16 protein-coding genes are annotated in these 24,975 nt (G+C 64.9%); 10 read left to right on the top strand and 6 right to left on the bottom strand.

Going from position 1 to position 24,975, the window contains the following annotated elements; genetic code table 11:
- The first annotated feature begins 7 nt into the window (after positions 1 to 7).
- Genes G5C50_RS28120 through G5C50_RS28100 form a run of 5 tightly spaced genes read left to right on the top strand, consistent with a single transcriptional unit; the run spans position 8 to position 5,074 of the window.
- Positions 8 to 2,350 (top strand): chemotaxis protein CheA, encoded by a 2,343-nt coding sequence (locus G5C50_RS28120; RefSeq protein ID WP_165074409.1) that lies wholly within the window; start codon positions 8 to 10, stop codon positions 2,348 to 2,350.
- Positions 2,347 to 2,985 carry a chemotaxis protein CheC gene (locus tag G5C50_RS28115; protein WP_165074407.1) on the top strand — a complete coding sequence of 213 codons (639 nt, stop codon included), beginning with the start codon at positions 2,347 to 2,349 and terminating at the stop codon, positions 2,983 to 2,985. The genes G5C50_RS28120 and G5C50_RS28115 overlap by 4 nt, the downstream gene beginning before the upstream one ends.
- Positions 2,986 to 3,004: 19 nt before the next feature.
- Positions 3,005 to 3,511 (top strand): chemotaxis protein CheD, encoded by a 507-nt coding sequence (locus G5C50_RS28110; RefSeq protein WP_240907403.1) that lies wholly within the window; start codon positions 3,005 to 3,007, stop codon positions 3,509 to 3,511.
- Positions 3,512 to 3,565: 54 nt separating this feature from the next.
- On the top strand, positions 3,566 to 3,928 hold the full coding sequence (locus G5C50_RS28105; RefSeq protein ID WP_165074405.1) for a response regulator: 363 nt from the start codon (positions 3,566 to 3,568) through the stop codon (positions 3,926 to 3,928).
- Between the two features lie 45 nt (positions 3,929 to 3,973).
- Positions 3,974 to 5,074, top strand: a complete 1,101-nt coding sequence (locus G5C50_RS28100) for a protein-glutamate methylesterase/protein-glutamine glutaminase (protein ID WP_165074403.1) — start codon at positions 3,974 to 3,976, stop codon at positions 5,072 to 5,074.
- A gap of 8 nt (positions 5,075 to 5,082) precedes the next feature.
- On the opposite strand, the gene G5C50_RS28095 is transcribed toward G5C50_RS28100, so the two are convergent.
- Positions 5,083 to 6,012, bottom strand: coding sequence for a ParB/RepB/Spo0J family partition protein (locus G5C50_RS28095; RefSeq protein WP_240907402.1), 930 nt, complete (start codon positions 6,010 to 6,012; stop codon positions 5,083 to 5,085).
- Position 6,013: 1 nt separating this feature from the next.
- Positions 6,014 to 6,829: a ParA family protein gene (locus tag G5C50_RS28090; protein WP_165074401.1), complete on the bottom strand. Its 816-nt coding sequence runs from the start codon at positions 6,827 to 6,829 to the stop codon at positions 6,014 to 6,016.
- A 705-nt stretch (positions 6,830 to 7,534) separates the two neighbouring features.
- Between G5C50_RS28090 and G5C50_RS28085 the strand changes: the two genes are divergently transcribed.
- Positions 7,535 to 7,948 carry a hypothetical protein gene (locus G5C50_RS28085; protein WP_206107888.1) on the top strand — a complete coding sequence of 138 codons (414 nt, stop codon included), beginning with the start codon at positions 7,535 to 7,537 and terminating at the stop codon, positions 7,946 to 7,948.
- Entirely contained in the window at positions 7,932 to 8,321 is a 390-nt protein-coding gene (locus G5C50_RS28080) for a helix-turn-helix domain-containing protein (protein WP_165074400.1), read from the top strand. Before G5C50_RS28085 ends, G5C50_RS28080 begins: the two co-directional genes overlap by 17 nt.
- 253 nt (positions 8,322 to 8,574) lie before the next feature.
- On the opposite strand, the gene G5C50_RS28075 is transcribed toward G5C50_RS28080, so the two are convergent.
- The 4 genes from G5C50_RS28075 to G5C50_RS28060 form a co-directional block, all read right to left on the bottom strand.
- Positions 8,575 to 11,205, bottom strand: coding sequence for a di-heme-cytochrome C peroxidase (locus G5C50_RS28075; RefSeq protein WP_165074398.1), 2,631 nt, complete (start codon positions 11,203 to 11,205; stop codon positions 8,575 to 8,577).
- A gap of 56 nt (positions 11,206 to 11,261) precedes the next feature.
- Positions 11,262 to 16,448 (bottom strand): patatin-like phospholipase family protein, encoded by a 5,187-nt coding sequence (locus G5C50_RS28070; RefSeq protein ID WP_165074396.1) that lies wholly within the window; start codon positions 16,446 to 16,448, stop codon positions 11,262 to 11,264.
- A 64-nt stretch (positions 16,449 to 16,512) separates the two neighbouring features.
- A complete protein-coding gene (locus G5C50_RS28065; RefSeq protein WP_165074394.1) occupies positions 16,513 to 17,583 on the bottom strand; it encodes a catalase family protein in 1,071 nt (356 codons plus the stop codon).
- Between the two features lie 46 nt (positions 17,584 to 17,629).
- A complete protein-coding gene (locus G5C50_RS28060) occupies positions 17,630 to 19,381 on the bottom strand; it encodes a c-type cytochrome (RefSeq protein ID WP_165074392.1) in 1,752 nt (583 codons plus the stop codon).
- A gap of 560 nt (positions 19,382 to 19,941) precedes the next feature.
- Here G5C50_RS28060 and G5C50_RS28055 point away from each other — a divergent pair.
- The 3 genes from G5C50_RS28055 to G5C50_RS28045 all read left to right on the top strand — a co-directional run bounded on the left by G5C50_RS28055 (position 19,942) and on the right by G5C50_RS28045 (position 24,950).
- Entirely contained in the window at positions 19,942 to 20,301 is a 360-nt protein-coding gene (locus G5C50_RS28055; protein WP_206107887.1) for a PadR family transcriptional regulator, read from the top strand.
- Positions 20,302 to 20,340: 39 nt separating this feature from the next.
- Positions 20,341 to 23,595 carry an efflux RND transporter permease subunit gene (locus G5C50_RS28050; RefSeq protein WP_165074390.1) on the top strand — a complete coding sequence of 1,085 codons (3,255 nt, stop codon included), beginning with the start codon at positions 20,341 to 20,343 and terminating at the stop codon, positions 23,593 to 23,595.
- Positions 23,596 to 23,723: 128 nt separating this feature from the next.
- Positions 23,724 to 24,950 carry an efflux RND transporter periplasmic adaptor subunit gene (locus G5C50_RS28045; protein ID WP_165074388.1) on the top strand — a complete coding sequence of 409 codons (1,227 nt, stop codon included), beginning with the start codon at positions 23,724 to 23,726 and terminating at the stop codon, positions 24,948 to 24,950.
- The last annotated feature ends 25 nt before the right edge of the window (positions 24,951 to 24,975 follow it).

The raw sequence follows: 24,975 nt of genomic DNA, 5'->3' as shown, positions 1-24,975 counted from the left end.
GCCGACGATGGCGGACTTCGACCTGGCCGGACTACTGCCGTTCTACCTCGACGAGACCGACGAGAACATCGCCGCGCTCAACGACGCCCTGCTGCGCCTGGAACAAGATCCGACCGACGCCAAGTCATTGGCCGAAGCCTTCCGGATGTTCCATAGCATCAAGGGCGCCTCAATCGTCATGGGCTTCGAGGCGGTCAACAAGCTGACCCACGTCCTTGAAAGCCTGTTCGACCAGCTTCGGAACAAGAAACGCGAGCTGGACCGCCCTGTCCTCGATATTACGTTCCGATGTCTCGACGAGTTGCGAGACTATCACCGTGAGCTACGATCGGAAGGACGGAGCAACCGCGATCTCGCCGGTCTGACGCGTGAGGTCGACGTTGCCCTCAAGGCACCCTCGACGGCAACGCCTCCTCCGGCTCCCGCGCCTGCGTCGTCGTCGGCGGCGGCACCGCCGACGACGACGGATTCTCCTCTTCCGGCCGCTCCAGCCCCGACTCTCCCGAGTCCTCCGGACGATGTGGAAGAGTTGATCCGCGTGGTCGTGGAGTTCGAGGCCGGCTTGCAGCTGGCCGATATGAAGTCGCGTCTGATCGCCGAACGGCTCGCGGGGAGGGGACGGATCACGGCCACCGAGCCGCCGTTGGAGCGTCTGGACGAGTTCGACAAACTGGACAGCTTCACCGTCTGGATCGTGGCGGCCGGGGACCTGGACGAACTTCGCGCCCTTGCTGACGTCGACGGTGCTCGAGCCATTCTGGTGGATCGCCCAAACGAAGAGTCTGAACCGGCGACGGTTGTCGAGGAACCAGCGCCGGCGCCCGTCGAATCGGTCGTTCGTGAGGCGGAAGCGGAAATCGTTGAGAGTCCGCCCCAATCGACATCGGCGTCGGCTCCCTCAGGGACTGGTAAGAAGGCCAAAGTGGTCGAGACGATTCGCGTCGACAGCGACCGACTCGACAACCTGATGAACCTGGCGGGCGAGCTGGTCATCAACAAGGCCCGATTCATCGATGTCGCCCGAGGCCTCGACGACGTCTTTCGCGGGGCTGACGCCCGCGGCCTGGCCGTCGAAACCGAGGAACGGCTCGACGTCATCATGCGCGGGCTCGACCAGGTCGTCGGCCCTGCATCCGCCAGAGCGGCCGATGGTCTTGTCGACCGGTGGGCGGGCCACGTCCGTCGTCTTCGCGAGGACTTCCGCACGATCCGAGGCGAACTGGACCGCCTTCGTCAGGGTCGCGAGCGTCTCAAGACGTTGGCCGACGCCATCCACAGTCTGGGGCGTGTCGCCGACGGCTTGCAAAAGGGCGTTCTGGAAACTCGGATGGTCCCGATCGGCCCGCTGTTCGAGCGGTTCCGCCGGGTGATTCGCGACCTGAGCCACGCCTCGGGGAAGGAAGTTCTGCTGCGGATCGACGGCGAGAAGACCGAGCTGGACAAGCGGATGATCGACGAGCTAAGCGACCCGCTGATCCACATGGTCCGCAACTCGGTCGACCACGGATTGGAGCCGCCCGAGGACCGCGAAGCCGCCGGCAAACCGCGCGCGGGGACGGTGTCGCTCCAGGCCTCGCACCGGGGGAACAGCGTCGTCATCACCGTGAGCGACGACGGCCGAGGGATCGACTGCGAGCGAATCCGCCGCAAGATCGTGGCGAAGGGGCTCGTCGGCCGCGAGCAGGCCGCGGAGATGACCGACCGCGAGTTGGTCCCATACATCTGGCATCCCGGACTGAGCACGGCCGAGACTGTGACGGAGATCTCGGGCCGCGGCGTGGGGATGGACATCGTCAAGGATCGGATCGACAACCTCAGCGGCAGCGTCGACATCCGCACGACGCCCGGACAGGGGACCGTCTTTACGATTCGCCTGCCGCTCACGCTGGCCATCATGTCCAGCCTCCTCGTCCGGATCTACGACGAGGTGTACGCCTTGCCGCTCGACCACATCGACGAGATCGTGGAGATCCACGGCGACCGGATCGCCCGGGTGCAGGGCCGGCCGACCATCGAGATCCGGGGCAAGTTCATCGCGTTGGCCTCTCTCGGCGACGTCTTCGATTGGGGCGGCGAGCGCCATCCCTCGGCCCCTGAGGGCGACCGATTCCGCGACCCGTCGTCGTCGTTCCACGTTGTGATTGTCCAGGACGGAGAGACGACGATCGGCCTGGTCGTGGACGAGTTGATCGGCATGCAAGAGGTCGTCCTCAAGTCGCTGGAGCGGAACTATCGCCCAGTCCCGGGACTCTCGGGAGCGAGCATCCTGGGTGACGGCCGCGTCTCGCTGATTCTCGACGTCGACGCCGTGATCGACGCCGCAGCCTCCCGCCGAGGAGCCTTCGCATGACGCACCTGTCGGACGTGCAGAAACGGATGCTGCGGACGATCCTGGAGCGGGGAGCCGATTCGGCGTCTCAAGCGCTTTCACGCTGGCTCGGTCAGGAAGTCCACCTCAAGCTCGGCGACGTGGATCAGGTTGAGCTTGAGCAGGCGGCTGAAGCGCTCGGGCCGCCGGAGACCCTCGTGGCGGCTTGTCGAATGGGGCTGACAGGCCCGCTCGGCGGTTCGATCCTCCTCTGCTTCAAGGACCGCGCCGGCCTCGCGCTCGTGGATCTGCTCCTTCGCCAGCCGCTCGGGACCACGGTCGAATGGGGTGAAGTCGAGCGGTCCGCGGCGATGGAGACGACCAACATCGTCGGCTGCGCTTACCTGAACGCCCTCGCCGCGCATCTGCCCAGCGGTCTTGGAGCGTCGGGCGAGCTGGCCCCGACGCCGCCGGTCTTCCTCCATGAGTTCGCGGGCAGCCTGCTTCAGTTCGCCCTGATGGATCAGGCCCTGGAGTTGGAGAAGGTCCTCCTCGTCAGAACGGCCTTCGAGACTGCGACGCCGGGCGACGAGTTGGAATGGACGCTCCTCCTCGTACCAGACGCCCCATCGCTGGCGGCTCTGGCTTCGGCACTCCCCGGCTCGGACGCGTCTTGAAAGTCGGAGGAGTCGAGACATGCCCGGAACCAGGGAATCCGACTTCCAGGGAACGACGTCCGTGGCGATCGGCCGTTGGGCCGTGGCTGCCGCTCCGGCGCGGCTCAGCACGCTGCTCGGCTCGTGCGTGGGAGTGGTGCTCCACGATCGGGCGACGAAACTCGGGGGCCTGGCGCATATCGTCCTCCCCTCCGCGCGGGGCTCTGTCGAGAGCCCGGGCAAGTACGCCGATACAGCCATCCCGGCGCTGATCTCCGACATGGAACGAGCCTTGCAGGGGAAGACGACCGGCCGCCTCGTCGCCAAACTGGCCGGCGGGGCGAGCATGTTCCAGGCTGGTCCTGAAGCGGCCGCCAGGAACATCGGCCGACTCAACCAGGAAGCCGTCGAGGCCATTCTGGCAGGCTTGCGGATCCCGATTCTGGCCCGGGATCTCGGCGGCGACGCGGGGCGTCGAATGGTCTTTGAGCCGGCCACAGGCCGCGTTTGGATTCGGACTCCGGGGGGGGACGAGCGTGAGATCTAGGTTCTCGGTGATAGACTGGAGAGTCGGGCCCTTCCTGGTTTCTGGAGGTCGTGCATGAAGCGGCTCCTGGTGGTCGACGACGCCATGTTCATGCGGCGGCTGATCGGCGGCGTCGCGCGCGACGCCGGGTGGGAAGTTGTCGAGGCGGCCGACGGCTCGCAGGGCGTCGAGCTCTACGCCGAGCTCAAGCCTGATCTAGTGACAATGGACCTGGTCATGCCCGTGATGGGCGGACTGGAAGCCCTGAAGAAGATCCGTGAGCTTGACCCAGAGGCGAAGGTGGTTGTGATAACCGCCGTCGACCAGAAGCAATCGGTGATGGACGCCATCCGACTCGGGGCGCTCGACTTCGTCGTCAAGCCCTTTGACCGCGACCGCGTGGCGTCGCTGCTCAACAAGGTCGGCGCCGCTACCTGAGTGGGCCTACGTCCTGATAACATCCTCGCGAGGAACGCGACCGTCATGGCTGAGTCCCGACTTTCCGATGCTCCGCGGCGCGTCCGCGTGCTGGTCGTCGATGACTCGGCCTTGATGCGCCGGCTCCTCACCGACGTCTTCAACTCGTCGGGGCGGCTCGAAGTCGTGGGGGTGGCTCGCGACGGTCGCGAGGCCGTCGTCCAGGCGGCGAAGCTCAAGCCGGATGTGGTGACGCTGGACGTTGAGATGCCCGAGGTTTCCGGTCTCGACGCCCTGCCGGCGATCCTCGCCGTTCACGAGGTCCCGGTCGTCATGGTCAGTGCGCTGACCCAGGAAGGGGCCGACGTCACTCTGAAGGCCCTGGAATTCGGCGCCGTCGACTTTCACGCCAAGCCGGTGCGGAACCAGCTCGCCGAGATGCGGGCTGAGGGCGAGCTGTTGGTCGCCAAGGTTCTCGGCGCGGCGCAGGGGCGGGTGATTCGACACCTCCCTTCCGCGTCGGCTTCCTCTTCGGCTGCCGCTCGGCCGCCGCGGGTGTTCGCATCTTCCACGGGCGAGGGTGTGACCTGCGTGGCGATCGGCATTTCCACGGGAGGGCCTCAGGCGCTGGCGCGGGTGATCCCCTTGCTTCGACCGCCCGTGCCGCCCATCGTCATCGTTCAGCACATGCCGGCGCAGTTCACAGCGGTCTTCGCTGAACGGCTGAACCGGACCTCGTCCGTCGAGGTCAAGGAAGCGGCCGAAGGGGATTTCGCGACGCCGAACCGCGTGCTTGTGGCGCCTGGGGGACGGCATCTCACGCTGACTGGATCCGTCGCGCGATCCCGTGCGGCGCTCTCCAGTCAGGAGGATCCGACGGTGAGCGGCCACCGGCCGTCGGTCGACGTCCTGTTCAAGTCGGTCGCCCGCCTCCACAAGAAGGGGGCCGTGGGGATCATCATGACGGGGATGGGCCGCGACGGCGTCGAGGGCTGTCAGGCCATTCTCGACGCCGGCGGGCTGACGTTCGGTCAGGACGAGGCCACGTCCGTCGTGTACGGCATGAACAAGGCCGCGTTCCTCGAAGGGGCCGTCAAGGAACAGTTCGCCCTCGACGACCTCCCCGAGCTGATCCAGAACCTCGCGGCGACGCGAGTTGGAAAGTAGCCCCGCGTTCAGGCGGCCTGGTCGGCGAGGGCTTCAATCTGGTCGAGAGCGTCGCGGAGGGCCGCGATCATCAGGGCGTCGTCGACGCCCTTGCGATTCTCGACGGTGATCTTGCAACCGGCGGCTCGGAGAGTCCGCGAGATCGGGAGCTTGGTCTTGCCGGCTCCCCTCCCCTTGCCGACCGTCGACGGCGCGCGACGGGCTGCGACGCGGACGGCCTCGACGGTCTCCGCGCGGCTCAGGCCCTCGGAGACGACGCGGTCGGCCAGCTCATGCTGGACCTCGGGATCTCGGATCTTGCCGATCTCGTAGGCCGTCCCCGGCGCGAGCGTCCCGGCCTCGACGCGCTCCTGCACCGGCTCGGACAGATCGAGAAGAGCGAGCGCCCGGACGACGGTCGGCTGCGCGACGCCCAGGGCCTTCGCGGTCTGGTTACCCGACCAGCCGTTGCGATCCATGAGGGCGCGGAACGCCTTGGCCTGCTCGATAGGCTTCAGGTCTTCGCGCAGACAGTTCTCGATGAGTTGCAGAGCCCGCAACTCGCCCTCATCGATCGGCCCCTCCGAGACGACGCATTGCAGGGTAGCCAGGCCGGCGATGGAGGCCGCGCGCCAGCGGCGTTCGCCGCAGACGACGACGTATCGATCCTGGGCCTCGTCCCAGCGGACGCGAATCGGCTGGAGCTGGCCGCGAGTCTTCAGCGATTCGGCCAGGCGTTCGAGCGCCTCCGGCTCGAATTCCTCGCGGGGTTGATCGGGGTCGGGGACGATCTTGTCGATAGGCACCTCGACGGCGTTCTTGCTCTTGGCCACCCCCTGCCATCGGCTGGGGACGGTGGAGGTCGGGGCGACTCCGGCGGCCGGACGGTTCAGGCCGGCGCCCATGCTCTCGGCGATGTTCGCGCCGCCGGCCTTCAGCAGGTTGTCGAGCTTTCCCATTTCAGGCGGCCTCCCCCGCGGCGTGCGGCGCGTCGGCGGCGGCCAGTCGCGCGAAGATCTCGTCCCCCAGCGCCTTCATGACCTTGGTCGCCGCCCCCTTGGGCTTGTACTGTGCAACCGGCTGGCGCTGGACGATCGCCTCCTTGTAGTCGGTCGAGATCGGGATCGTCGTCGTGAAGACGGCGTCGCCGTAGTGGGTGCGCAGCAGTTGCTCGAACCCCTTGTGGACCGAAAGCCGGGGGTTGGACATCGTCACGAGGAACCCCAGCAGCTTGAGCGCCGGGTTGGGTCCGGAGACGACGCGGTCGATCGACTCCTGGACGTCGGCGATGCCCTGCGCGCCGAAGTCCTCCGGCTGGAGCGGGACCAGGAGGGCGTCGCTGGCGACGAGCGACGTCCACGAGGCCAGGTGCAGGTTGGGGGGGCAGTCGATCATGACCAGGTCATAGGCGTCGGCGACCTCGGCCAGGAAGTCCCGGAGCGCCATCTGGAGGGGCCATTCCGCCAGGTGCGGGTCGGGGATATTGAAGCTCCCCGCCGACCGGCCGCCGGCCAAAAGCTCGATCCCGGGGACGTGGGTCCCTCGGATCACCTGCTCCGCCATGGCCTCCTGATGATAGACGGCCGCGATCGTCTCTGACGGATCAAGCGCCCGGGTCGCCTGGGGCCCGAGGAACCCCTGCGTAAGGCTGGCCTGGGGGTCGTTGTCGACCAGCAGCACCCGCTTGCCGGTCAGTGCCAGGGCTCCCGCCAGGTGATAGCAGGTGGAGGTTTTGCCGACCCCCCCTTTTTGATTCAAGGCCGTAATGACCGGCATGCGTCCCCCTCCCTGAAGTCCGTTTCCACAGGGGGAGATATCGGCCCGGGTATACCCTGCGTATAAGCCTTTCTGAACCGCCCCTCGGCGTGGGTTCGATCGCGCGCCGCAGGCGTTCGATTCTGCCGCCGTCCTCGTGACCTGTAGGCGACGGGACATTGGGTTCGTTCGGCGACTTCTTCAGCGTGTTTCCGTGGCGAGGTTCTTCCTAAATGCCTTCAGGAAGCTGCCGGGCGAATCGTGGCGGGGCCAGAGTTTGGGTTTGTTCGTCGCTGAACCGGCTGACCGCCGTTTGCATTACGGCGTCCCCTCCTCGTGCGGGCGTTTGGGTTCGTTTGGTCAGATTTCTGGTGCGCGGCGGCGGTACGGCTCGCGTTGGCCGGCTTCGGGGAGCCGCAGGGCGGATCGTGGCGGCGGGCCACGTTGGGTTCGTTCGGCATGGGCGGCACGTTACCAGAGGGCGATCGACTTACGGCTGGGTCGAACTCACAGGGCGTGTTGGACTTCCTTCCTCCATCTAGGAATATGAACCTGAATGCGGAATGCGTCCGAGGTCCGTTGGATTTTCACCAGGAATCCAGTGCTGCCTGTCATCTGGGCGATGTGTGGATGGCCTCGGGTGGAGATCAGGCTGGTTTGCTATGCCGCTCAGTGGTATACCATCAGTTGTGGCGGTGGTGGGTCTGGGAGTGACGAGGAGAGCCGGTGGGCGAGATCGATCCCGAGCGATGGCTGCGGTTCGTCCGCTTTCCGGCCTTCACGCGCGACTGGGAGCGTCTCGACCTGGACGGCGAGGATCTTCGGCGTCTGGAGTTGGAGATTCTCAAGGACCCGACGGCCGCGCCCGTCGTGCGTGATACCGGCGGACTGCGCAAGGTCCGATTCGCGGGTCGGCGGTCGGCGAAGGGCAAGAGCGGGGCCCATCGAGTTTGCTACGTCCACTACCCGGAGTTCGGAACGGTGGCGCTGGTCGTCGTGTTCGGGAAGAACGAGAAGGCCGATCTGAGCTCAGCAGACCGTCAGGCGATTGCCGCCGCCATTGAAAGTTTCCGCAGGGAGTTGGAAGTCGCATTCCGTCGGACGCGGCGGAGGGGGAACGGGCATGAAGCGAACAACTGACCGTAGGGCGGAGCGAGCGGACCGTTCGCTCTCGACGGCGGGTTCTCGAATCGTCGCAGCCTTCGACGAGGCGATCGAGGCCGTTCGATCCGAGGCTCGGTCCCCCGCAACGAAACTCACCGTGAGGACGTACGCCGCCGATTTCGCGCTTCCTCAATACGGGCCCGCCGACGTCCGCCGCGTTCGGGATCTGCTGGAGATGAGCCAGGTCGTCTTCTCCCGATTTCTCGGGGTAGGCGCCAATACCGTCCGGGCCTGGGAACAGGGGACGCGTCCACCAAGTCCCATCGCACGGCGATTCATGGGAGAGATCGAGGCTGACCCCGATTACTGGCGTCGTCGATTGGCTCCGCCGATTCGAGGCGGGGTGTAACGACCCTCGAGCCATCCTATACGCGGAGTATAAGCAGATCGTTCAGGATTGAAGCCAAGCGGGAGCAGTAGTCCAGGCGACCCGCCCGGGCTACCCGTTCAACAACCCTACGGCGTCTGTCATCTCGACGCAAATCACTCTGACATCCCCACCGGTCCAGGCTCCCGACTCCCCTGCTCTTCGACTCCGGAGGCCGCCTATACGCGGCGTATAGCTCGACCCCCGGATCGACCGTCGGAATGGCATCGAGCGCTCACAGAGTCTTGAGGTACTCCACCAGCCGCCAACGCTCGTCGTCTGTGAACTCCGCGCCGATGACTCCCTTGATCGCACGCGGTCCAGGCTCGTCGAGCCGCTCGTGGGTCTTCTTTGTGATCAACGCCTTCAGCGCGTCTTGTTTCACCAGGGCATGATATTCCGTCTCCTCGATTCCGAGGACGTCGCACCATCGTTGCGCCAGCGTGGACTTCTCGTTCGGGGGCGTGCCTTTGAGGTACTCGAAATCCTCCAGGGTGAAGTTACGGAATTCGTGGCCGACGTTCGTATTGCCGGGGAGTGACGTATCCATCTCGAATCCGCCGTGGAACTGGCTCGACTCATAGCCGACGCGGACGGGATCGAAACGGGTGGAGCCGAGATAGAACTTCGGGCTCCGCTCCTTCGCCGGCACGAGCATCTCGTAGAGATTTGGCACCGAGCCGTTGTGAAGGAACGGCGGCGTGGCCCAGATCCCGTCATGAGGGCGAGCCCGGTATCCGAGGTTCGCCATGATCACCCAGTCCTTGCCCGCGGCTTCGAGGATCGCACGCTCGTCGCCGAGGTCGAGCGGCGCGGGGATTGCCCGGTATCGGTCCCATCGCTTCCGTTGCTCAGTTCGCGACTTCTCGTCGAAGAACCTGGCCTGGTCGGGGAAAAAGACAGCGGCGATCTCGCCGAGGTATTTCGCGACGGGAAGGCTGCCGGGCTGCTGAGCTTTGAGGCTCTGTTTGAGGGCCGCGAGGCGAGCGGGAGGCGTCTTCACGTCACGCTCGCTTCGATCAATGACGGGCACGCCGTCGACGTCGAAGACGCGGCAGTACAGGGCGTCTCCTACGAACGCAACGACGACCAGGCCGGCGCCAGCGCGCTGAATGTCGCCTTCGTGGTGTTCAAGGAGCTTTTGGAGTTCAAGTTTGGGCGGCAGGAGTTGGTACTGCTGGCTCTGGTACTGGAGCCGTCGGATCATCGACGTGACGCGAAAGAGCCCGTCCTCGGCCGAGATCATCGCGAAGCTGGAGGAATTCGGCGTCGCCTGCCGGACGAGCCTGGACCAGTAGGCGTAGTTTTCGTTCACGGCCTGTTGCTTCGCGTAATCCACCCTCTGCTGAGCGGCGTCGTCGTCGGTGTTGGAATAAGCGCGCGTCGGCGGCTCGGGCGCGGTGGCGACCCGGCGGTAGAAGTTGAGCGCCTGATTGGGGTCGGTGCCGATCACGTTCAGACCCACGACGTTCAGCCGAAGGAAGTGCTTGCCGCTGCCCGGATCCGGCTTCGAGAAATACTCGGAGTGGGATCGATCCGGCACGGCCGTCAGGGTCTTATGGGGAGGAAGATGGCAGCGGACGCAGTTCGCCTTGTAGAGCTTCTCCCCAGCCTCGGCCATCTCCCGATTGATGGCATAAGGCGAGCCCGCGGGGGGATCGTTGCCGAAGACCTTGCGGGCCATGTCCGCCCAGCTCGGCGGTTGCAGCCCCTGGAATGGTTCGTCGCCGCCGAGCGCATCTTCCATCCAGGACAGGTTGGCAAGGTGGACTGAGGATTCGTAGAGCGGGGGATCGGTCGGCTTCAGTGGGTCCTTCAAATTGATGACCGCGCCCACGCCGAGCGCCTCGCCGATGTTCCGCGCCATCGGCGTGCGGATCGACCCGTTGTACTGGACCCAGTCGAACCAGGGCGTATCCCACAAGTGCGGGAAGTTGACCGGCGCGTCTGTAACCACCTGGTTTTCCTGGTTCAGGACGCCGAAGACGCGATTGCCAATGAGGCCGAGCGCGTCGGTCCGCGAGTAGCCCGAGAGCGTTGAGTTGAGCTTGTGCTCCTTGGCGTAGTCCTCGCTCGCCAGGCCGAGTTCGATGAACCGATCCAGGTCCTTCTTCAGCGCCAGGATCCTGGGGTTGTCGTCCGGCAGCGACTCGCCCAGGGCGGCTCGCGCGAATCGACGGAACCGTTCCTTGAAGAACTGGGTGAAGAACAGCGCCCGGCCGACCGCCTGCTGGAAGTTGGTGATGTGGATCATCGCTGATCCCCCCTCGATCATCACCGACTTCAGGGTGCCGTCCTCCAGCTTGACGTCGAGTCGCCCCGTATGGCAGCCGGCGCAGGTGAGCCCGACCACGGGAGTCTCGGTCGAGACCGGCGGGTCCGCATAGGGGGCTTTGAAGTTGCGATGGATGGCGAAGCCGAGAGGCAGGTCGAAATCGTCCTGGGCAAGCTTGGCCTCCGCATAAGGGTCTTTCGCGGGCGCCCCCTTGGGCGTCGGTTCGAGAACGCCCGACTTCACGGCGGCCGGCCTCTCAGTTTCGTACATGAAGCCGAACCGGCCCATGTAGTCGCGCTCCGCGAGCAGGCCGACCGGAAGAGGAGTGAAGACGGGTTGCTCGAGGGCCATGAACCAACTGAGCGGAAGGATTCGCGAGCCCTGCGTCGAGTGGTGGAAGCGAAGCGAGTCGTAACCGTTCCAACCCTGATCCAGACGTACCGTAAGCGGCCCCTGCGCGGCGGGCGTCGTGACGCCGCCGATCCCCAGCAGCGGGGCGAGGACGATGTACAGGAGCAACAGGGCGATGAGGATGCCCAGAACCAGGAGGAGGCCGCGTGCCCCCTTGGCGAATCGCGACCGCACGGCCATCAGCGTCTCCCTCAAGGGTCGTCGGTGAAACCTGCAACCGCCTGTCGAGCCCCGGTTCAAGCCGGCCGTTGCAACGTCGTGGATCCCGGTCTTGCGAGACTCGCCTTGCTCGAGATGGGGCGGAAGTCGTACCGGGAGAAGAATCGAAGGAAACTCAGATAGCTCTGATCCTCGCCTGGATCGTCATCGGGGTAGCGGGTCAGGAGGAGCCTGCCGCTGAGCTTCGGGTCCAGTTCCGCCATGACTTCGGAGAGGCAGATCGATCCCAGCCCGATTTGACGATACGGCGGCCTGACCCAGACGGCGATCTCGACCGGAGCGTCGGCCGCATCGCCGATCGCGACGGCCAGGATCACGCCGCCGTAGAGCGGGGCGGGGGACTGCCGAGCCTCAGAGTATTCCGAGGAAGCCTGGGCCATCAGCCAGACCGCCGGCTTTCCGTCGACGGTCAGGCTCTTTCGTGCCTGGTCGAGGACGCCCCGCTCGGCCCGGTGCTCGTCGGGCCAGTCGCGGGCGAACTCCTCGTCCATCAGATCGAGGGCTTTCTTGCGCCCGTCCGCGTCGTCGAGCTGGTCGAAGCCGACTTCCAGCCGGATTGCCGATGGCCTGGCGGTCTGAAGGTGTAGCTCGTCCTCGCAGAACCGAACGAACTGGTCGCTGTATTCGGATCGCAGGATCGGCCAGGCCCGGCGGAAAGCGTCGGAGCCGGCCCACCTTCGGAAGGCGTTCATCCAGCCGCGATTCAGCGGGAGAGCCGAGGTCCGCTGCATCGAAAGCCCAAGCCAGGCGTTCTCCATCGCGGCGAGCATCCGGGCGACGGTGTGCAGCTCCTCGCGACGCAGGGAGACCCCCGCCTCGCCGTCGGGGACCTCGACGTCTGGGTAAAGACTGCGGCTTAGGGCGCCCAGGCCCGACCGGTTCGCGAGATCCCCCTGGATCTCCGGCCAATCGCGGCTCATCGAGGCGTAAAGGGCGTCCAAACCGTCGGGGACTTCGAGCCAGCGATCCTGAACCGCGGCGAACAGCCGCGATGCGTATTCCTCATGCGGAACGGAGTCAGCCGGTCCGCGACCCTGGTCGCGCAAGTCGTTACGGATCTGGTCCACCGGATCGGCGAAGACTTCCCAGGCGATGTGGTCGCCCAGGGAGCGATAGCTCTCGAACTGCTCCTCGTCGAACGACTGCCGCAAATCCGTCGGCTGGTGGGGGAAACGGGAGTCTTTCCGGGCATACTTCTGGACGTCTGGGGGTTCGTCTCCCGTCAGGGAGCTTTTGACGTAGACGAGGACGCCGGGCATTTCCCCCCGGTCGACGTCCTCATAGTGGATGCTCCCGACCGCGACGTGGCTGCGAGTGAGTTTGTCCGGGCCTTGCATGGTCAGGCCGCGTGTGTCGACCCTGATGCGCACGCCGAAGTCGATGCGACAGAGCCGGATCAGGTTGGCCAGGTTGTCGCTCGAAGGGTCGCCGTCATCGCCGACGTCCAGGGCGACGATGTATCGGCATCGGCGTCGGATCAACTCATAGACGCCCATGTTCTCGAAGTGGCCGCCGTCGGAGATGTGGACGAAGTCGCCGCGGTCATTCGTCCGGCCGAAGAACTCGTTCAGGATGAGGTCGCCGAAGACGGGGCTCCGGGCCGCCCATCCGGAAGTTCCGGGCTTCTCGATCCAGTAACCCAACCGCGCGTTGAAGAGGGTCAGCAGAGCGGTGAGCGTTCCCGACTGATAGAAGCTCATGTTCGGGTCGACGGCCGCGCCGGAGATTGAGACGGCCCGGCCGAGGGTCAGGTCGTCGTCGGCGTCGGACTCCGGCACAGGCTCAAGCTTCGAATAACCGACACGCGGAGAGCCGCAATAGAGGGGCGATAGGACGAAGGAGTCCCCCTTGCGGTCGCGGAGCTGCAGCGAGTTCTCGCCGACCAGGTTGAGGGAGGTGTTGATCAGCAGGTGGGGCCCGAGGTAAGGGTGGGCGGCGTCGCCGGTCCCGATCTTCAGGCTGCGGAGCGTCAGATCGTCTCGATGAGGGTCGAAGCCGGTGACAGGGTTCTCCATGCGAGGCGGCCCGTCTTCGTGACTCAGCGACGGCGCCCCGACTTCGGCCCGAGCGTCTCGCGGGAGTTTCCAGCGATCTTCCCACGTCGGCTTGGACCGCGAGGCGCCCAGATAGCATCGGGTCAGTCGGTTGGCGTACATCGCGTTCAGCGAGAACAGGTTGACGTCGATCAAGCGCCGAGCCAGCACGAACATGACCAGGGAGGCGACCCCGATCAGGACGAGCCGGAGCGCCTCGAAAAGCAGGTCGTACTGCGAGGCGTCCCCCCCGTTGACACCTCGTAGGTAATATGCGAAGCGGCTGATGTCGTCGGCCGAGGGGGCCAGCGGCGACGGGATGTTCGCCAGCAGCGAGGCGAGAAGCGCCACCGCGCCGACGAGGCCGACGAGGAAAACGCCCGAGAGCAGGGCGAGGATCGAGGTAAGTCGGTTGCCGCCGATCGGGCCCAGCCTTGGCAGGATGTAATGTCCCGAGAACACGGCGACCGCCGCGCTCCCGGCCCAGCCGGAGGCGATCGCCGTCCGCAGCCAGGGGCCCGCCGAGAGGAACAGCCCAGGGACGTAGAGAATCGTCGCGAACAGCCCCACCCAGATCGCGGCCCGCAGCGATACCGAAGCGCTCAGGCGAGCCCACCACTCTCGTTCCGCCTCGTCAATGCGTCGGCCGAGCAGGGCCACCAACACGATCAGGACCGCGACCACGACGAGGAGCCCCAGCGGGGTGGCGAACATCGCCATCAGGTCAGGTCGAACGCCTCGCGCGAAAGCCCGGATCAGGCCCGCAACCAGGACGAAGAGTACGCCGCCGGTCGCTCCAGCGATGAACGAGGCCCAGATGAAATGCGGGCGGGAGTGGGGTGGCGTCGGAGGGACGTTCTTCCGCCCTCCCCAGGCGGTCAACAGGCCGACGAAAAGACCGATCCCCAGGAACATCGGCAGCCCCAGGAGATCCAGGTTCGATTGCAGGAAATCGAAGGCGAACTGAAATCCCTGCGCCGCCAGCTTCGCCAGGCCGTTTTCCGGTAGGTCTGTACGCGTCAGGCGCAGACGCTGGTTCGCTAGATAGTCGCCGATCGCCCAGAACAGGGGACGGATCGAAAGCGTCAGCAGGAAGAAGGCGAGGAAGGCCGGCAGCAGGACGCCCCGGTTGACTCGCGAGCGCACCTCCGTGGGCGGTCCCAGACTGCTTAGGGAAGGATCGGCGGGAGGTCTGGAACGGATCAGTCTCAAGGCCTCGGCGTTACTACGATAGGCCGATATCCCAGCCAGCAGCCCGAGCGCGGCGAACAACAAGGAGAACGCAAGATACTTGCCGGGGGACTCGATCTCCAATGGATTGAACGCCCCATAGAGCAGGACCGCCAGTCGCACGGCGACGACCACAAGCATGATCGCCGGCAGCAGCATCAGGAAGTTGATTACGACGTTCCGTAGCCAGATCAGGACGACCGTCCATGGATCGGCCGAGAGGATGCCTCCCTGGGGGAACAGATAGCTGCTGTATGCGCGCAGATGGCGGATCGGGTCGGACTCTGTATCGACGACCTGCCCATCCACGTATTCCCGATGAGCATCCGCCTGGTCGACGCGGCTCGGCGAGAGCATTTTCTCGACGTTGCGCGGGTCGCCCCCTTCGCGTTTGAGCCAGGCCGTCAGCCAGGCTCCGGCGTAACCGCCGCCAGAGACCGTCGAGAGATAGTCGAACCGCCTGATGAGCCCGAGGGCCGCCAGCCCCTGCAAGAAACCCACGGCGAACGTCCCGCTCCGAATTCCGCCGCCCGAAATCGCCAGGCCCGTGACATGTCCTCGAAGGGCTCGAAGCCGATGGGCCTTCGTCCGGGCGTCCTCGTCTCCCGGGGTGTAAGGAGGCGTGGGCCCTGGTCTGCTCTCTTCGGGCTCGATCAGCTTTCCATCAGAATCGACGAGGCGTTTGCGACGCTGCCAGATCAGATCCAGCTCATCCGAGAGGACGGCGCCGAAAGCCGACGGGTCGTCTCCCCAGCGTGCCGGCCCCGGAACGGTGAGCGGATCGGGGTCGCTGGCCTGCGGCTCATGCTCCTGCATCCCGTTCGCGGCGTGGCGCGCCGCCGAGACCCGCTTGTAGACGAGTTTCCTGATCTCGTTGATCTCACCGAGCGGCTCATGGGCCTTCAGGGCGTGCCAGGGGGTGAACGAGAGGTTCTCCGCGAACGCGTCGCGACGCGGGTCGGCGAAATCCTGAGCTTGGATCCAGAGCCAAGCAACCGTCTCCGGTTGGGTTTTCCCCTTCTCCGGCCACTCGACGGTCGGGTCCTCGATCGGGGTCGAGCGATTGTTTTGCCCGAGTTGGACCTGAAACGAGAAGACGGCGTCCTTGCCGTCCCGGAGCGAGGCGATCATCGCCTCTCGGAGATAGTTGGGCGCGGTTTGGATCTCGGCCTTGGGTTGGGTCTCGATGACCACAGCCTTGCCGAGATACTTGGTAAGTCGCGTGTATTCAGACTCGGGAGATTCGTCTTTCTGTGCAGGATCGAGAACGACGCTCACAGGAAGGCTCGCCGGCCTCGCGGTGAACTTCATCGCCGCGCCGGAGCCGAAACGGTAAGGCGTCGTGCTCCAGTACCGAGTCGTCAGCGGGTTGGCGATGAGCTTCGACGCGAAGGTGCGGACGAGGCGCAAGGTTCCCAGGCGAGTCGGGAAGAAGTAGAGAAGGAACAGCGTCCCCGCCGAGGCCGCCTCGTTCGGGAGTATCGAGCGGAGGAGCGTCCGGACGGTCGTGCGGATCTTCCCCTGGGCCGCGAGGACGGCGTCGCTGAAGTCGGCGTAGTCCTCGGCGCCCCGTAGAAAGAAAACGGGGTGGTCGACCATCACGAAATCCTGCGTTCGACCGTCCGGTTCCTCATCGAGGGCCTTGGGGCCATTGACTCCCATCACTTTCACGGCCATCCCGTGAGCGTCCGCCTTGGCGTCGTCGTGTTGGCGGCCGTTCGAAAAACGGACCCACGCGTCGTAGACAGCCTGCTCACTGAACAGACCCTGTCTGTACTTGGCGTCGAGCCCTGGCTTGATGACGAACTTCGCGCGAACGCAGCCGTGATGCTTCGGGTGCTGATCCCGGGGCACCGGACGCTGGTTCAGGTCGATGAGCTTCAGGCTCGCTTCCTCGATGCGCTTGAAGGCGGCCTGCTTCTGGTCGTCCGAAGTCGCCATCAATGAGGCTCCCCGCTTCGATCCCAGCGTCTCGTGCCTGTGAGCTTCGAGTCCCGTCTTGAGCCTAGTCGCGGTGAGGCTGCGGCGAATCGCGGCGGGCCTTGCGGACGGTCCAGTAGATTAGCGCCCGAGCATGACCCATCGAAGCGTAGTCGTCGGCCGTTTTCGCCAACGGCAGGTTGATGCTGGAGTGAGTCCGGTTGGCGTCGAATTCCAGGGCGTCCATCTCTTCATGGGTCAGCGTTCGGGACAGATGGATCTGGGCCACGTCGAGCCAGGGGTGGTAACGCTCGTCCCAGTACTCCGACGGGTTCAGGGCGTCGGCGTCGCCCGAAGGATGGAGTTGAGCCTGGAGGATGTAGTCGACGCCCAGGTGATTGACTCGCGTCGCGAAGTCGGTTCGGCGGAAGTTCTCGGCGCGATCGTCGTCCGTCCATCGAGGCGCGAACGTATCACCCCCCGCTCGGATTTCAGGTGGGAAGAGGCCTCGCTCCGGGCCGCGGTCGCCGGGGATGCTGCGGAACTTGATGTAACGGACGACGCCGTTGGAGTCGGTCAGCTCGAACGCGATCTGGCTGTGGTAGTAGAATTCGGTGAACGATCCGGTTCGATAGGCCTCCGTCAGCTTCTCATCGTCGATGACCCAATCGTCCTTCCCCTTAACGCGGAGCAGGGGGGCGCGTTTTCCGAACGGCGTATGAATCATCGTGTTGAAGGCGCGAGCGGATCGGACGAAGAGGACGCGTCCCGTATTCATCATCACATCGTGAAAGCCCAGACCGCTGGCATCGTTGGGCTGCAGGAACTTGATGGACATGGCGCCGCCGTCGAGAGTCCGGTCGTCGACGTCCACGAGCGGGGGCTTGGTCGGGTCGGGGTCGGGGGCCAGCGCAGTTCTGGGAGTGGCGTGCCGGACGACGACGGGATAGACGTTGCCGAATTTCAGGAAGTCGCAAGGGGGAAAGTCGGGCGGGGTGATGATCCTCGCAAAGCCCCGCGCCGCGATTCCCGTGGTGTGTGTAGCGCGACCGTGGACGATCTTCGAGACCCGCGTGAAGAGATCAATCATTTGCTGGATGACGTTCCGGAAATCCTCGTCGATCGGCGCCTTCAGCTCTTCTTCGGTGCGTGCCATCGTTGGTCGCTCCGGGGCGTGGGGAGGTGGAGTCGGAGGCCTTGCTTTAGAGGTTCTTCAGGTATTCCAGGAGGTCTTCGAGGTCAGTACGGCGTTCAGGCCCGCTCCAATCAAGGCGCTTCGGCGGAGCCGTGGCTGACGGGCGGCCTTCGTCGTCGACGCGCACCTCGCGATCGTGCCCGCGGTTGGAAGCGCCGTCCCATCGCGTATCGAACAGGGACGCCGTGGGAGCGTGGTCGACGCGACCGTTCACGACTTGTGCGTCCCATGAGAACCCCACGTTCACCCGGTCGTATTCGGGCAGACCTCGCAGAAAAGCCGTCGGTCGGCGGCTGTCAGGATTCCCCGGCGCGAGGAGTTGGCGGAGCGTCGGGACAGACCCATTGTGCAGGTAAGGGGCGCGAGCCCAAATCCCATCGAGCGGCCCGGCTGCGTAGCCCTGAGACCAGGGTCGCGACCGATCGTTGACGACCTCGGCCTCGGGCTGCTTGCCTGGGAAATAGCGCATTCCGTCGGGACCCGTGGCCTCATAGTCCTTTGGAATCGCCGCCAGGAAGCTGCGGACGAGAAGCTCGCGCCCCGACGGATCGGAGACGACGCGGGCTCGATTCATGTCCGTGTCAACGACCTCTCTCCCATAGATCGACCCGTTCCCGGGACGATGGCACGCGGCGCAGTTGGCCTTGAACAAGGCTTCGCCTCGTTGGGCTCGCGTCAGGTCGACAGGGAAAGGGTAGGGGGGGGCAGGGAGTTCGTGGAGGAAGCGAGTCGTGAAGTCCGCATTGACGTAGTTCACCCCAATCGGCCGTCCGACGACCGCGGTCATCGCCGCAACCTGGCGAACGAATGGGGATCTCACGCTGCCGTCAAGTTGACCAAACGGACGGTCGGCTTGCCGCCAGACGCTCATGGCGTCCGTAGCCGTGGCGAGTTGAAAGGGCATCTCGACGTAGGTTGCGGCGAGAAACCGCTCGACCGGACTTTTGGCAGCATCGACGGTGTAACCGTAGACCTGCGGCGCCGCCTCGCGGAAAAGCAATAGCTTGGGAATCAGGTCTCCACTGCCGTCGGACTGGCCAGGCGTGCCGCCGTCAAGCGGCGGAGCCCAGGGGAGCGAGTAACTCGTCTTCAATTGCTTGTCGACGGCGAGCCGACCAAGCTGCACCTTGGTCGCGAAGTCCTTCAGCAGCGCCTTGCAACGGACTGGATCCAGATACACGGCCAGTTCGTCGGCCTCCGCTCTGGCGTCGATCCCGTACCAGCCGCCGAAGAAGGCGTTGGGAGACCGTCCACCGTCGGACCATTTCTTGACGAGCTCCTGAACGCTCGCCACCGTCCGATCCAGATCCGCGTCGGTCGACATGAGGCCGACCACCGTCGCCTCAAACGCATGCCGATACTTGCGGACGTCGATTTCGTTGTTCGGCGCGCCGATGAGGTAGGAAGACTCGCCGGGCTTGGTCTGAACCCGTCCGACGTGGCAGGCGGCGCAGGTCAGACTCGCGTAATGGATCGACGGCGCTCCACCGGCCTCGGAAGGCTTCCAGCCGGTCACCGGATCGACGACCCAACCCAGGCCGAAGGGCAGGGGACGCTTTGAGGCATCCCCCGCACGGTAATAGTCAGCGGGCGGGTCGAAGAGGCCGAACCCCGCGAAGCGGTCCCCTGGCCCCCAGATGTCCGGGGCGAGTTGGGGGAGCAATCGGAGAAGGACGAACGGCGCGCCGGCCTCCTGACCGTGTGACGCTTCCGCGAACCATCGCCACTCCGCGGTCTTGGTTTCGACGTGACGATTCACGTCGTTCCGTCGGTCCTCGGACGTTGCCTGCCATCCTTTCACAGCCAACGGCGGTTCCGCGGCCGATGCTGAGCTCGCCAGCGAAAGGAACCCGAGCAACAAGCTCAAGACAACACGTCGATGTGCGACCACGTGATGTTGTCCCCAAACGAGTGAGAGGGACGATGTCGCTGCACGGCCATGAGAATCCCGTCGCCTCGGTCAGTATCAAGATCCGAAAGGGACGGACGACGATCGACCTCGCGTGCGTTCCTCCACAGCGAGCCGACGGCTAATATTGCAATCGAGCGTTCATGCGATGCCATGCATCGAGGGGCCGGCCCTCGGATGTGAAATCCTGGCCAGGCCATTCGGTCGCCTGTTTATCACTCCGACAGGCTATATAAGTCAAGCATATTGTTGTCCAAAGTAGATGCTTTTTGAAGTCGGCGATGCGACGTCCAGGCGGTGGGGCTCCAGAGCGTTGAATTCCCCGCCGAACCCCGCCCGTCACTGGGCGACTCGCCGGCGCATCCGCTAATCTTTCTAATATCGAGCGTCGATATCGGAGCTACGAAAGCGTGAGCGACCTGCTGACCAGGATGTTCTTCGGAGGGTTCGTGCGGATGCACGTCCTCTACCACGCTTCAAAGGAGCCGATCTTCGGCGTGGAGATGATGGAGGAACTCGCCCGCCACGGCTATGACGTTGGGGCCGGCACTCTCTACCCGATGCTTCAGAAGCTTGAGGAGGCCGGGTACCTCGCCTCGTACAGCGAGGTCGTCGCGGGCAAGACGCGCAAGTACTATCGTGCGACTCCGGAGGGGGTCGCGGCCCTCGAGACGGCCAAGGCCAAGCTCAGAGAACTCGTCAAAGAGGTCGTCGAAGACAAACCGCCGACGCCGTCCATCAAGACCGAGCGCCGCAAACCGCCCGGATGACGTTCAGAGGCCCGTCCCCGCCCGGAGAGTTTGCGAGTTATGAACCCCATCATCTTCGCGATGCGGCGGCCGTTGACTGTGATGGTGGTCGTCGTCGCGGCGGCCCTGGGCAGCGGGCTTGCCCTTTACCGAATGCCCATCGACGTCTTCCCAAATCTGAATCTCCCCGTCGTCTACGTCTGCCAACCCTATGGCGGGATGGACCCCGCCCAGATGGAAGGGCTGCTAACCAACTACTACGAGTATCACTTCCTTTACATCGGCGGCATCCATCACGTCGAGTCGAAAAACATTCAGGGCATGGCCCTGATGAAGCTCTACTTCCACCCGGGCACGAACATGGCCCAGGCGATGGCGGAGACCATCGGCTACGTCACCCGCTCGCGGGCCTTCATGCCGCCGGGCACGGTCTCGCCGTTCATCACCCGATTCGACGCTGGAAGCGTCCCCGTCGGCTACCTCGTGCTCTCCAGCGAGACGAAGAGCATCGGCGAGATCCAGGACCAGGCCCTCTTCAAGGTCCGGCCGATGTTCGCGAGCCTTCCGGGCGTTTCCGCTCCTCCTCCGTTTGGAGGGAGTCAGCGGACAGTCGTCGTTCGCATCGACCCCGACCGACTCCGGTCCTACCGGATGTCGCCCGATGAAGTGACAAAAGCTCTCGTCTCGGGGAACGCGATCAGCCCCTCGGGGAACGTCCGCATCGGCGACGAGATGCCGATCGTCCCGGTCAATTCGCTCGTGAAGCAGGTCGACGATCTGAAGTCGATCCCCATCCGGCCCGGATCGAACCCGACTGTCTACCTACGCGACGTCGCCACCGTTCAGGACGCTTCCGACACGACGACCGGCTACGCGCTCGTGAACGGGCGGCGGGCCGTTTACATCCTCGTCACCAAGCGGGCGGACGCCTCCACCCTGTCCGTCGTCGGCAACGTGAAGGCGGCGCTCCCCTCGATGCAGGCCGTACTCCCAGACGACATCAAGGTCAGCTTTGAATTCGACCAGTCCCCAACTGTAACCAACGCGATGAAAAGCCTTGTGGTCGAGGGGACGCTCGGGGCGATTCTGACCGGGCTCATGGTGTTGCTTTTCCTTCGAGACTGGCGGAGCGTCCTCGTCGTCGTTTTGAACATTCCTTTCGCCCTCTGCGGCGCGGTCGTCGCATTGTGGCTCACAGGTCAAACCATCAATCTGATGACGCTCGGCGGTCTTGCTCTCTCGATCGGGATCCTCGTCGACGAGGCGACCGTGGAGGTCGAGAACATCCATTCCCGGTTAGGCGACGCTGAGAACGTTGCCAGGGCGGTTCGGCAGGGAAATCTCGATACGGCCGTGCCTCGACTTCTCGCAATGCTCTGTATCCTGGCGGTTTTCATTCCGTCTTTCTTCATGCAGGGGGCGGCGCAGGCCCTCTTCGTCCCGCTTTCGCTGGCCGTCGGCTTCGCGATGGTTTCTTCCTACTTGCTGTCGAGCACGTTCGTCCCTGTCCTTTCGGTCTGGCTGCTCAAATCCAACCATCAGACAGCCGCCCACTCGTCGCGACGTTCGTTCTTCGGTCGCCTGTGCGATGCCTACGAACGGACCGTGGCGGGAGTGGTCATGCTCCGGTGGCTTATCGTGCCGGCCTATCTGGCCCTCGCGGGCCTCGTCGTATTCGGGGTTGGCCGAAGGCTGGGCATGGAGATTTTCCCTCAGGTCGACGCAGGTCGATTCCAGCTTCGCATCAAGGCGCCGGCCGGCACCCGGATCGAGAAGACGGAGACGATCGCGAAGGCCGCTCTCGCCGCCGTGGACGACGAGGTGGGAAGCGGCGGCGTCGAGATTTCCGTCGGCTACGTCGGCGTTATCCCATCGAGCTACCCGATCAACGCCATCTATCAATGGACCGCCGGTCCAGAGGAAGCCCTCCTGCGGGTCGCCCTCCACGATTCGTCCGGAGTCGACGTTGAGGCCCTCAAACGAAAATTGCGCGATCGGCTTTCCGCCTCGATGCCCGGCGTGCACTTCTCCTTCGAGCCGGCGGATATCGTGAGCGACGTCATGAGCTTTGGTTCGCCGACGCCGGTCGAGGTCACCGTAAGCGGACCGAGTTATGCCGACGTCCGAGCCCACGCCGAGAAAGTCCGGGAGGAGCTCGCGAAAGTCGCCTCGCTCCGAGACCTTCAATTCGCCCAGGCCCTCGACTATCCCACAGTCGTCGTCGACATCGACCGCGAGCGCGCCGGGTTGAGCGGGGTCACGGCTGAGGAAATCTCTCGATCCCTCGTCACAGCCACTTCCTCAAGCCGATTCGTGGTGCCCAACTACTGGCCCGACCCGAAAACCGGCATCGGTTATCAGGTGCAGGTCGAGATCCCGATAGCCATCATGGACTCGGTCAAGCAGGTCGAAACCATCCCCGTGCAGAGGCCGGGTGGGCCCTCGCTTCTCCTCCGCGACGTCGCGGCCGTGCGGCGAGGGACGATGCCCGGCGAGTTCGACCGCTACAACATGAAGCGGTCCATCAGTCTCACCGCGAACGTCGCCGGCGAGGACCTGGGGACGGCCGCCCGCCAGGTCGCGGCGGCGTTGACGCGGGCTGGCGAGCCCCCCAAGGGGGTTATGGTCGACGTCCGGGGTCAGATCGCTCCGATGCGTGAGATTCTCTCCGGCCTTTCATTCGGCCTCGCAGCATCCATCGTCGTCGTCCTGCTCCTGCTCACGGCGAATTTCCAATCGGTCCGGCTCGCATTCGTCACGGTCTCGACCGCCCCAGCCGTCGTCTGCGGCGTGGTCGCGGCGCTCTGGGCGACGGGGACCACCATCAACCTCCAGTCGTTCATGGGGGCGATCATGTCCATCGGCGTCGCCGTTGCGAACGCCATCCTACTCGTCACCTTCGCCGAGCGCCGCCGCCGCGAGGGGGCCGCCGATGCGCGGGATGCAGCGATTCATGGGGCCGTTGGACGGCTTAGGCCCATTCTGATGACGAGCTGCGCGATGACCGCCGGCATGGCCCCGATCGCCTTCGGCTGGGGCGAAGGGGGAGAGCAGACCGCGCCCCTCGGTCGGGCCGTCATCGGGGGACTCCTCGCGGCGACAGCGGCGACGCTGTTCGTTCTTCCGGCCGTCTTCGCGCTCGTCCAGAGCCGGGCAGGACGCCAGTCCGCTTCGGTCGACCCTGACGACCCGGAGAGCCCGTACTTCACACGCCTTCACGAGGACTCCGAGCCGTATCTGAACGGGGATGTCCGTGAGGTCGCACACGTCGCGCCTGCGGCAGCATCAGAACGCGATGGGGGATTCCATCCATGAAGAAGCGACCTTCAGATTGGCGAACGTGGGCGATGCGATCGACTACCCGTATTTGGATGTGGTTCGCCTGCTCGTTCCTTCCGGGTTTCACTGCGGGCTGCGATCGGATCCACGGTGAGTCGGCGGCGTTGTCCGAGACCCCAAAGCCGTCCCCCGTTGCAAAGGTCGCGACCGTCGTCCCCGAGCGGGCGACGGTCCGGCGAATCGCCGAGCAGCCGGGGCAGATCGAGTCGGTCGAACTGACCCCGATCCACGCGAAGCTCGCCGGCTACGTCCAGACCGTTCTCGTCGACATTGGAGACCGTGTGAAGGCGGGGCAGGTACTAGCTGAACTCCGAATTCCTGAGATCGAGGCCGAACTCAGGCAGAAGCGAGCGATGATCGGACAGGCCGAAGCGGAGCGGAAGCAGGACGCGGCCGCGGTTGAAGTTGCCCAGGCCGAGGTGGAAAGCGCCGAGGCGAAAGTCGTCGAGATCCGGGCTGGCATTCGACGGACTGAGGCTGAGATCGAGCGCTGGAGCGCCGAGTTCGCCCGTGTGCAACAGCTTGCTCAAGAGCGGGCCCTCGTCGGCAGCCTCGTCGACGAGACCAGGAGCAAACTCGGCGCCGCTCAGGCGGCTCGCGACGAAGTCAACGCCCAGGTCAGATCCGGCGAGGCGGCCGTTGTTCGGGCGAAAGCGATGCTGGACAAGGCACGCGCCGACGTTCTGGCCGCGGACTCGCACGTCGAGGTCGCCCGATTCGACGCCGAGCAGGCCGAGGCAATGGCTTCCTACACGAAGATCCAGGCCCCGTTCGACGGGGTCGTGGTCCGCCGAAAGGTCGATCGCGGCCAGTTGACGACTCCCGGGACGTCGGGGGAACCCCTATTCCTGGTTGCTCGGCACGACGTCGCGACAATCTCGGTCGGAGTTCCCGAGGCGGATGCTCCGTTCGTCAACCCCGGCGACCCTGCGAGAGTCAGGCTTCTGGCACTCGGAGACAAAACCTTTGAAGGGACCGTGACCCGGACGGCATGGGCCCTCGATTCGGCGACCCGAACCCTTCTCGTTGAAATCGATTTGCCCAACCCGGAAGAGGTCCTCAGACCCGGCCTATACGCGTACGCGACGATCATCGCCGACGAGCATGCAGGCGTCTTGACTCTGCCTGCCTCGGCCGTCTTCAAGGACGGAGGTAAGTCGTTCTGCGTTGTCGTGAAGGACGGCCGAGCGACGCGTCGAGAAATCCAGGTCGGCCTCACCGAAGGAAAGCGTACCGAAATCGCCTCGGGGATTGGTCCTGATTCACAGGTCGTCGAGGCGAATTCAGCGTCGCTGACGGACGGTCAGCCCGTCGAGACCGCCAAGCGCTAGACGAATTGTCGACCTGGCCGGCGTC

The organism is Paludisphaera rhizosphaerae, from assembly GCF_011065895.1.
GTDB classification, from domain to species: domain Bacteria; phylum Planctomycetota; class Planctomycetia; order Isosphaerales; family Isosphaeraceae; genus Paludisphaera; species Paludisphaera rhizosphaerae.
Note: the sequence above shows the minus strand (reverse complement) of the source record. Positions and strands in the feature narration are given on the sequence as shown.

Coding starts and splice junctions, on each gene's coding strand:
- G5C50_RS28100 (WP_165074403.1), top strand. CDS start 3,974: ATGGCTGAGTCCCGACTTTCCGATGCTCCGCGGCGCGTCCGCGTGCTG.
- G5C50_RS28115 (WP_165074407.1), top strand. CDS start 2,347: ATGACGCACCTGTCGGACGTGCAGAAACGGATGCTGCGGACGATCCTG.
- G5C50_RS28110 (WP_240907403.1), top strand. CDS start 3,005: ATGCCCGGAACCAGGGAATCCGACTTCCAGGGAACGACGTCCGTGGCG.
- G5C50_RS28090 (WP_165074401.1), bottom strand. CDS start 6,829: ATGCCGGTCATTACGGCCTTGAATCAAAAAGGGGGGGTCGGCAAAACC.
- G5C50_RS28080 (WP_165074400.1), top strand. CDS start 7,932: ATGAAGCGAACAACTGACCGTAGGGCGGAGCGAGCGGACCGTTCGCTC.
- G5C50_RS28120 (WP_165074409.1), top strand. CDS start 8: ATGGCGGACTTCGACCTGGCCGGACTACTGCCGTTCTACCTCGACGAG.
- G5C50_RS28070 (WP_165074396.1), bottom strand. CDS start 16,448: ATGGCGACTTCGGACGACCAGAAGCAGGCCGCCTTCAAGCGCATCGAG.
- G5C50_RS28095 (WP_240907402.1), bottom strand. CDS start 6,012: ATGGGAAAGCTCGACAACCTGCTGAAGGCCGGCGGCGCGAACATCGCC.
- G5C50_RS28105 (WP_165074405.1), top strand. CDS start 3,566: ATGAAGCGGCTCCTGGTGGTCGACGACGCCATGTTCATGCGGCGGCTG.
- G5C50_RS28065 (WP_165074394.1), bottom strand. CDS start 17,583: ATGGCACGCACCGAAGAAGAGCTGAAGGCGCCGATCGACGAGGATTTC.
- G5C50_RS28075 (WP_165074398.1), bottom strand. CDS start 11,205: ATGGCCGTGCGGTCGCGATTCGCCAAGGGGGCACGCGGCCTCCTCCTG.
- G5C50_RS28050 (WP_165074390.1), top strand. CDS start 20,341: ATGAACCCCATCATCTTCGCGATGCGGCGGCCGTTGACTGTGATGGTG.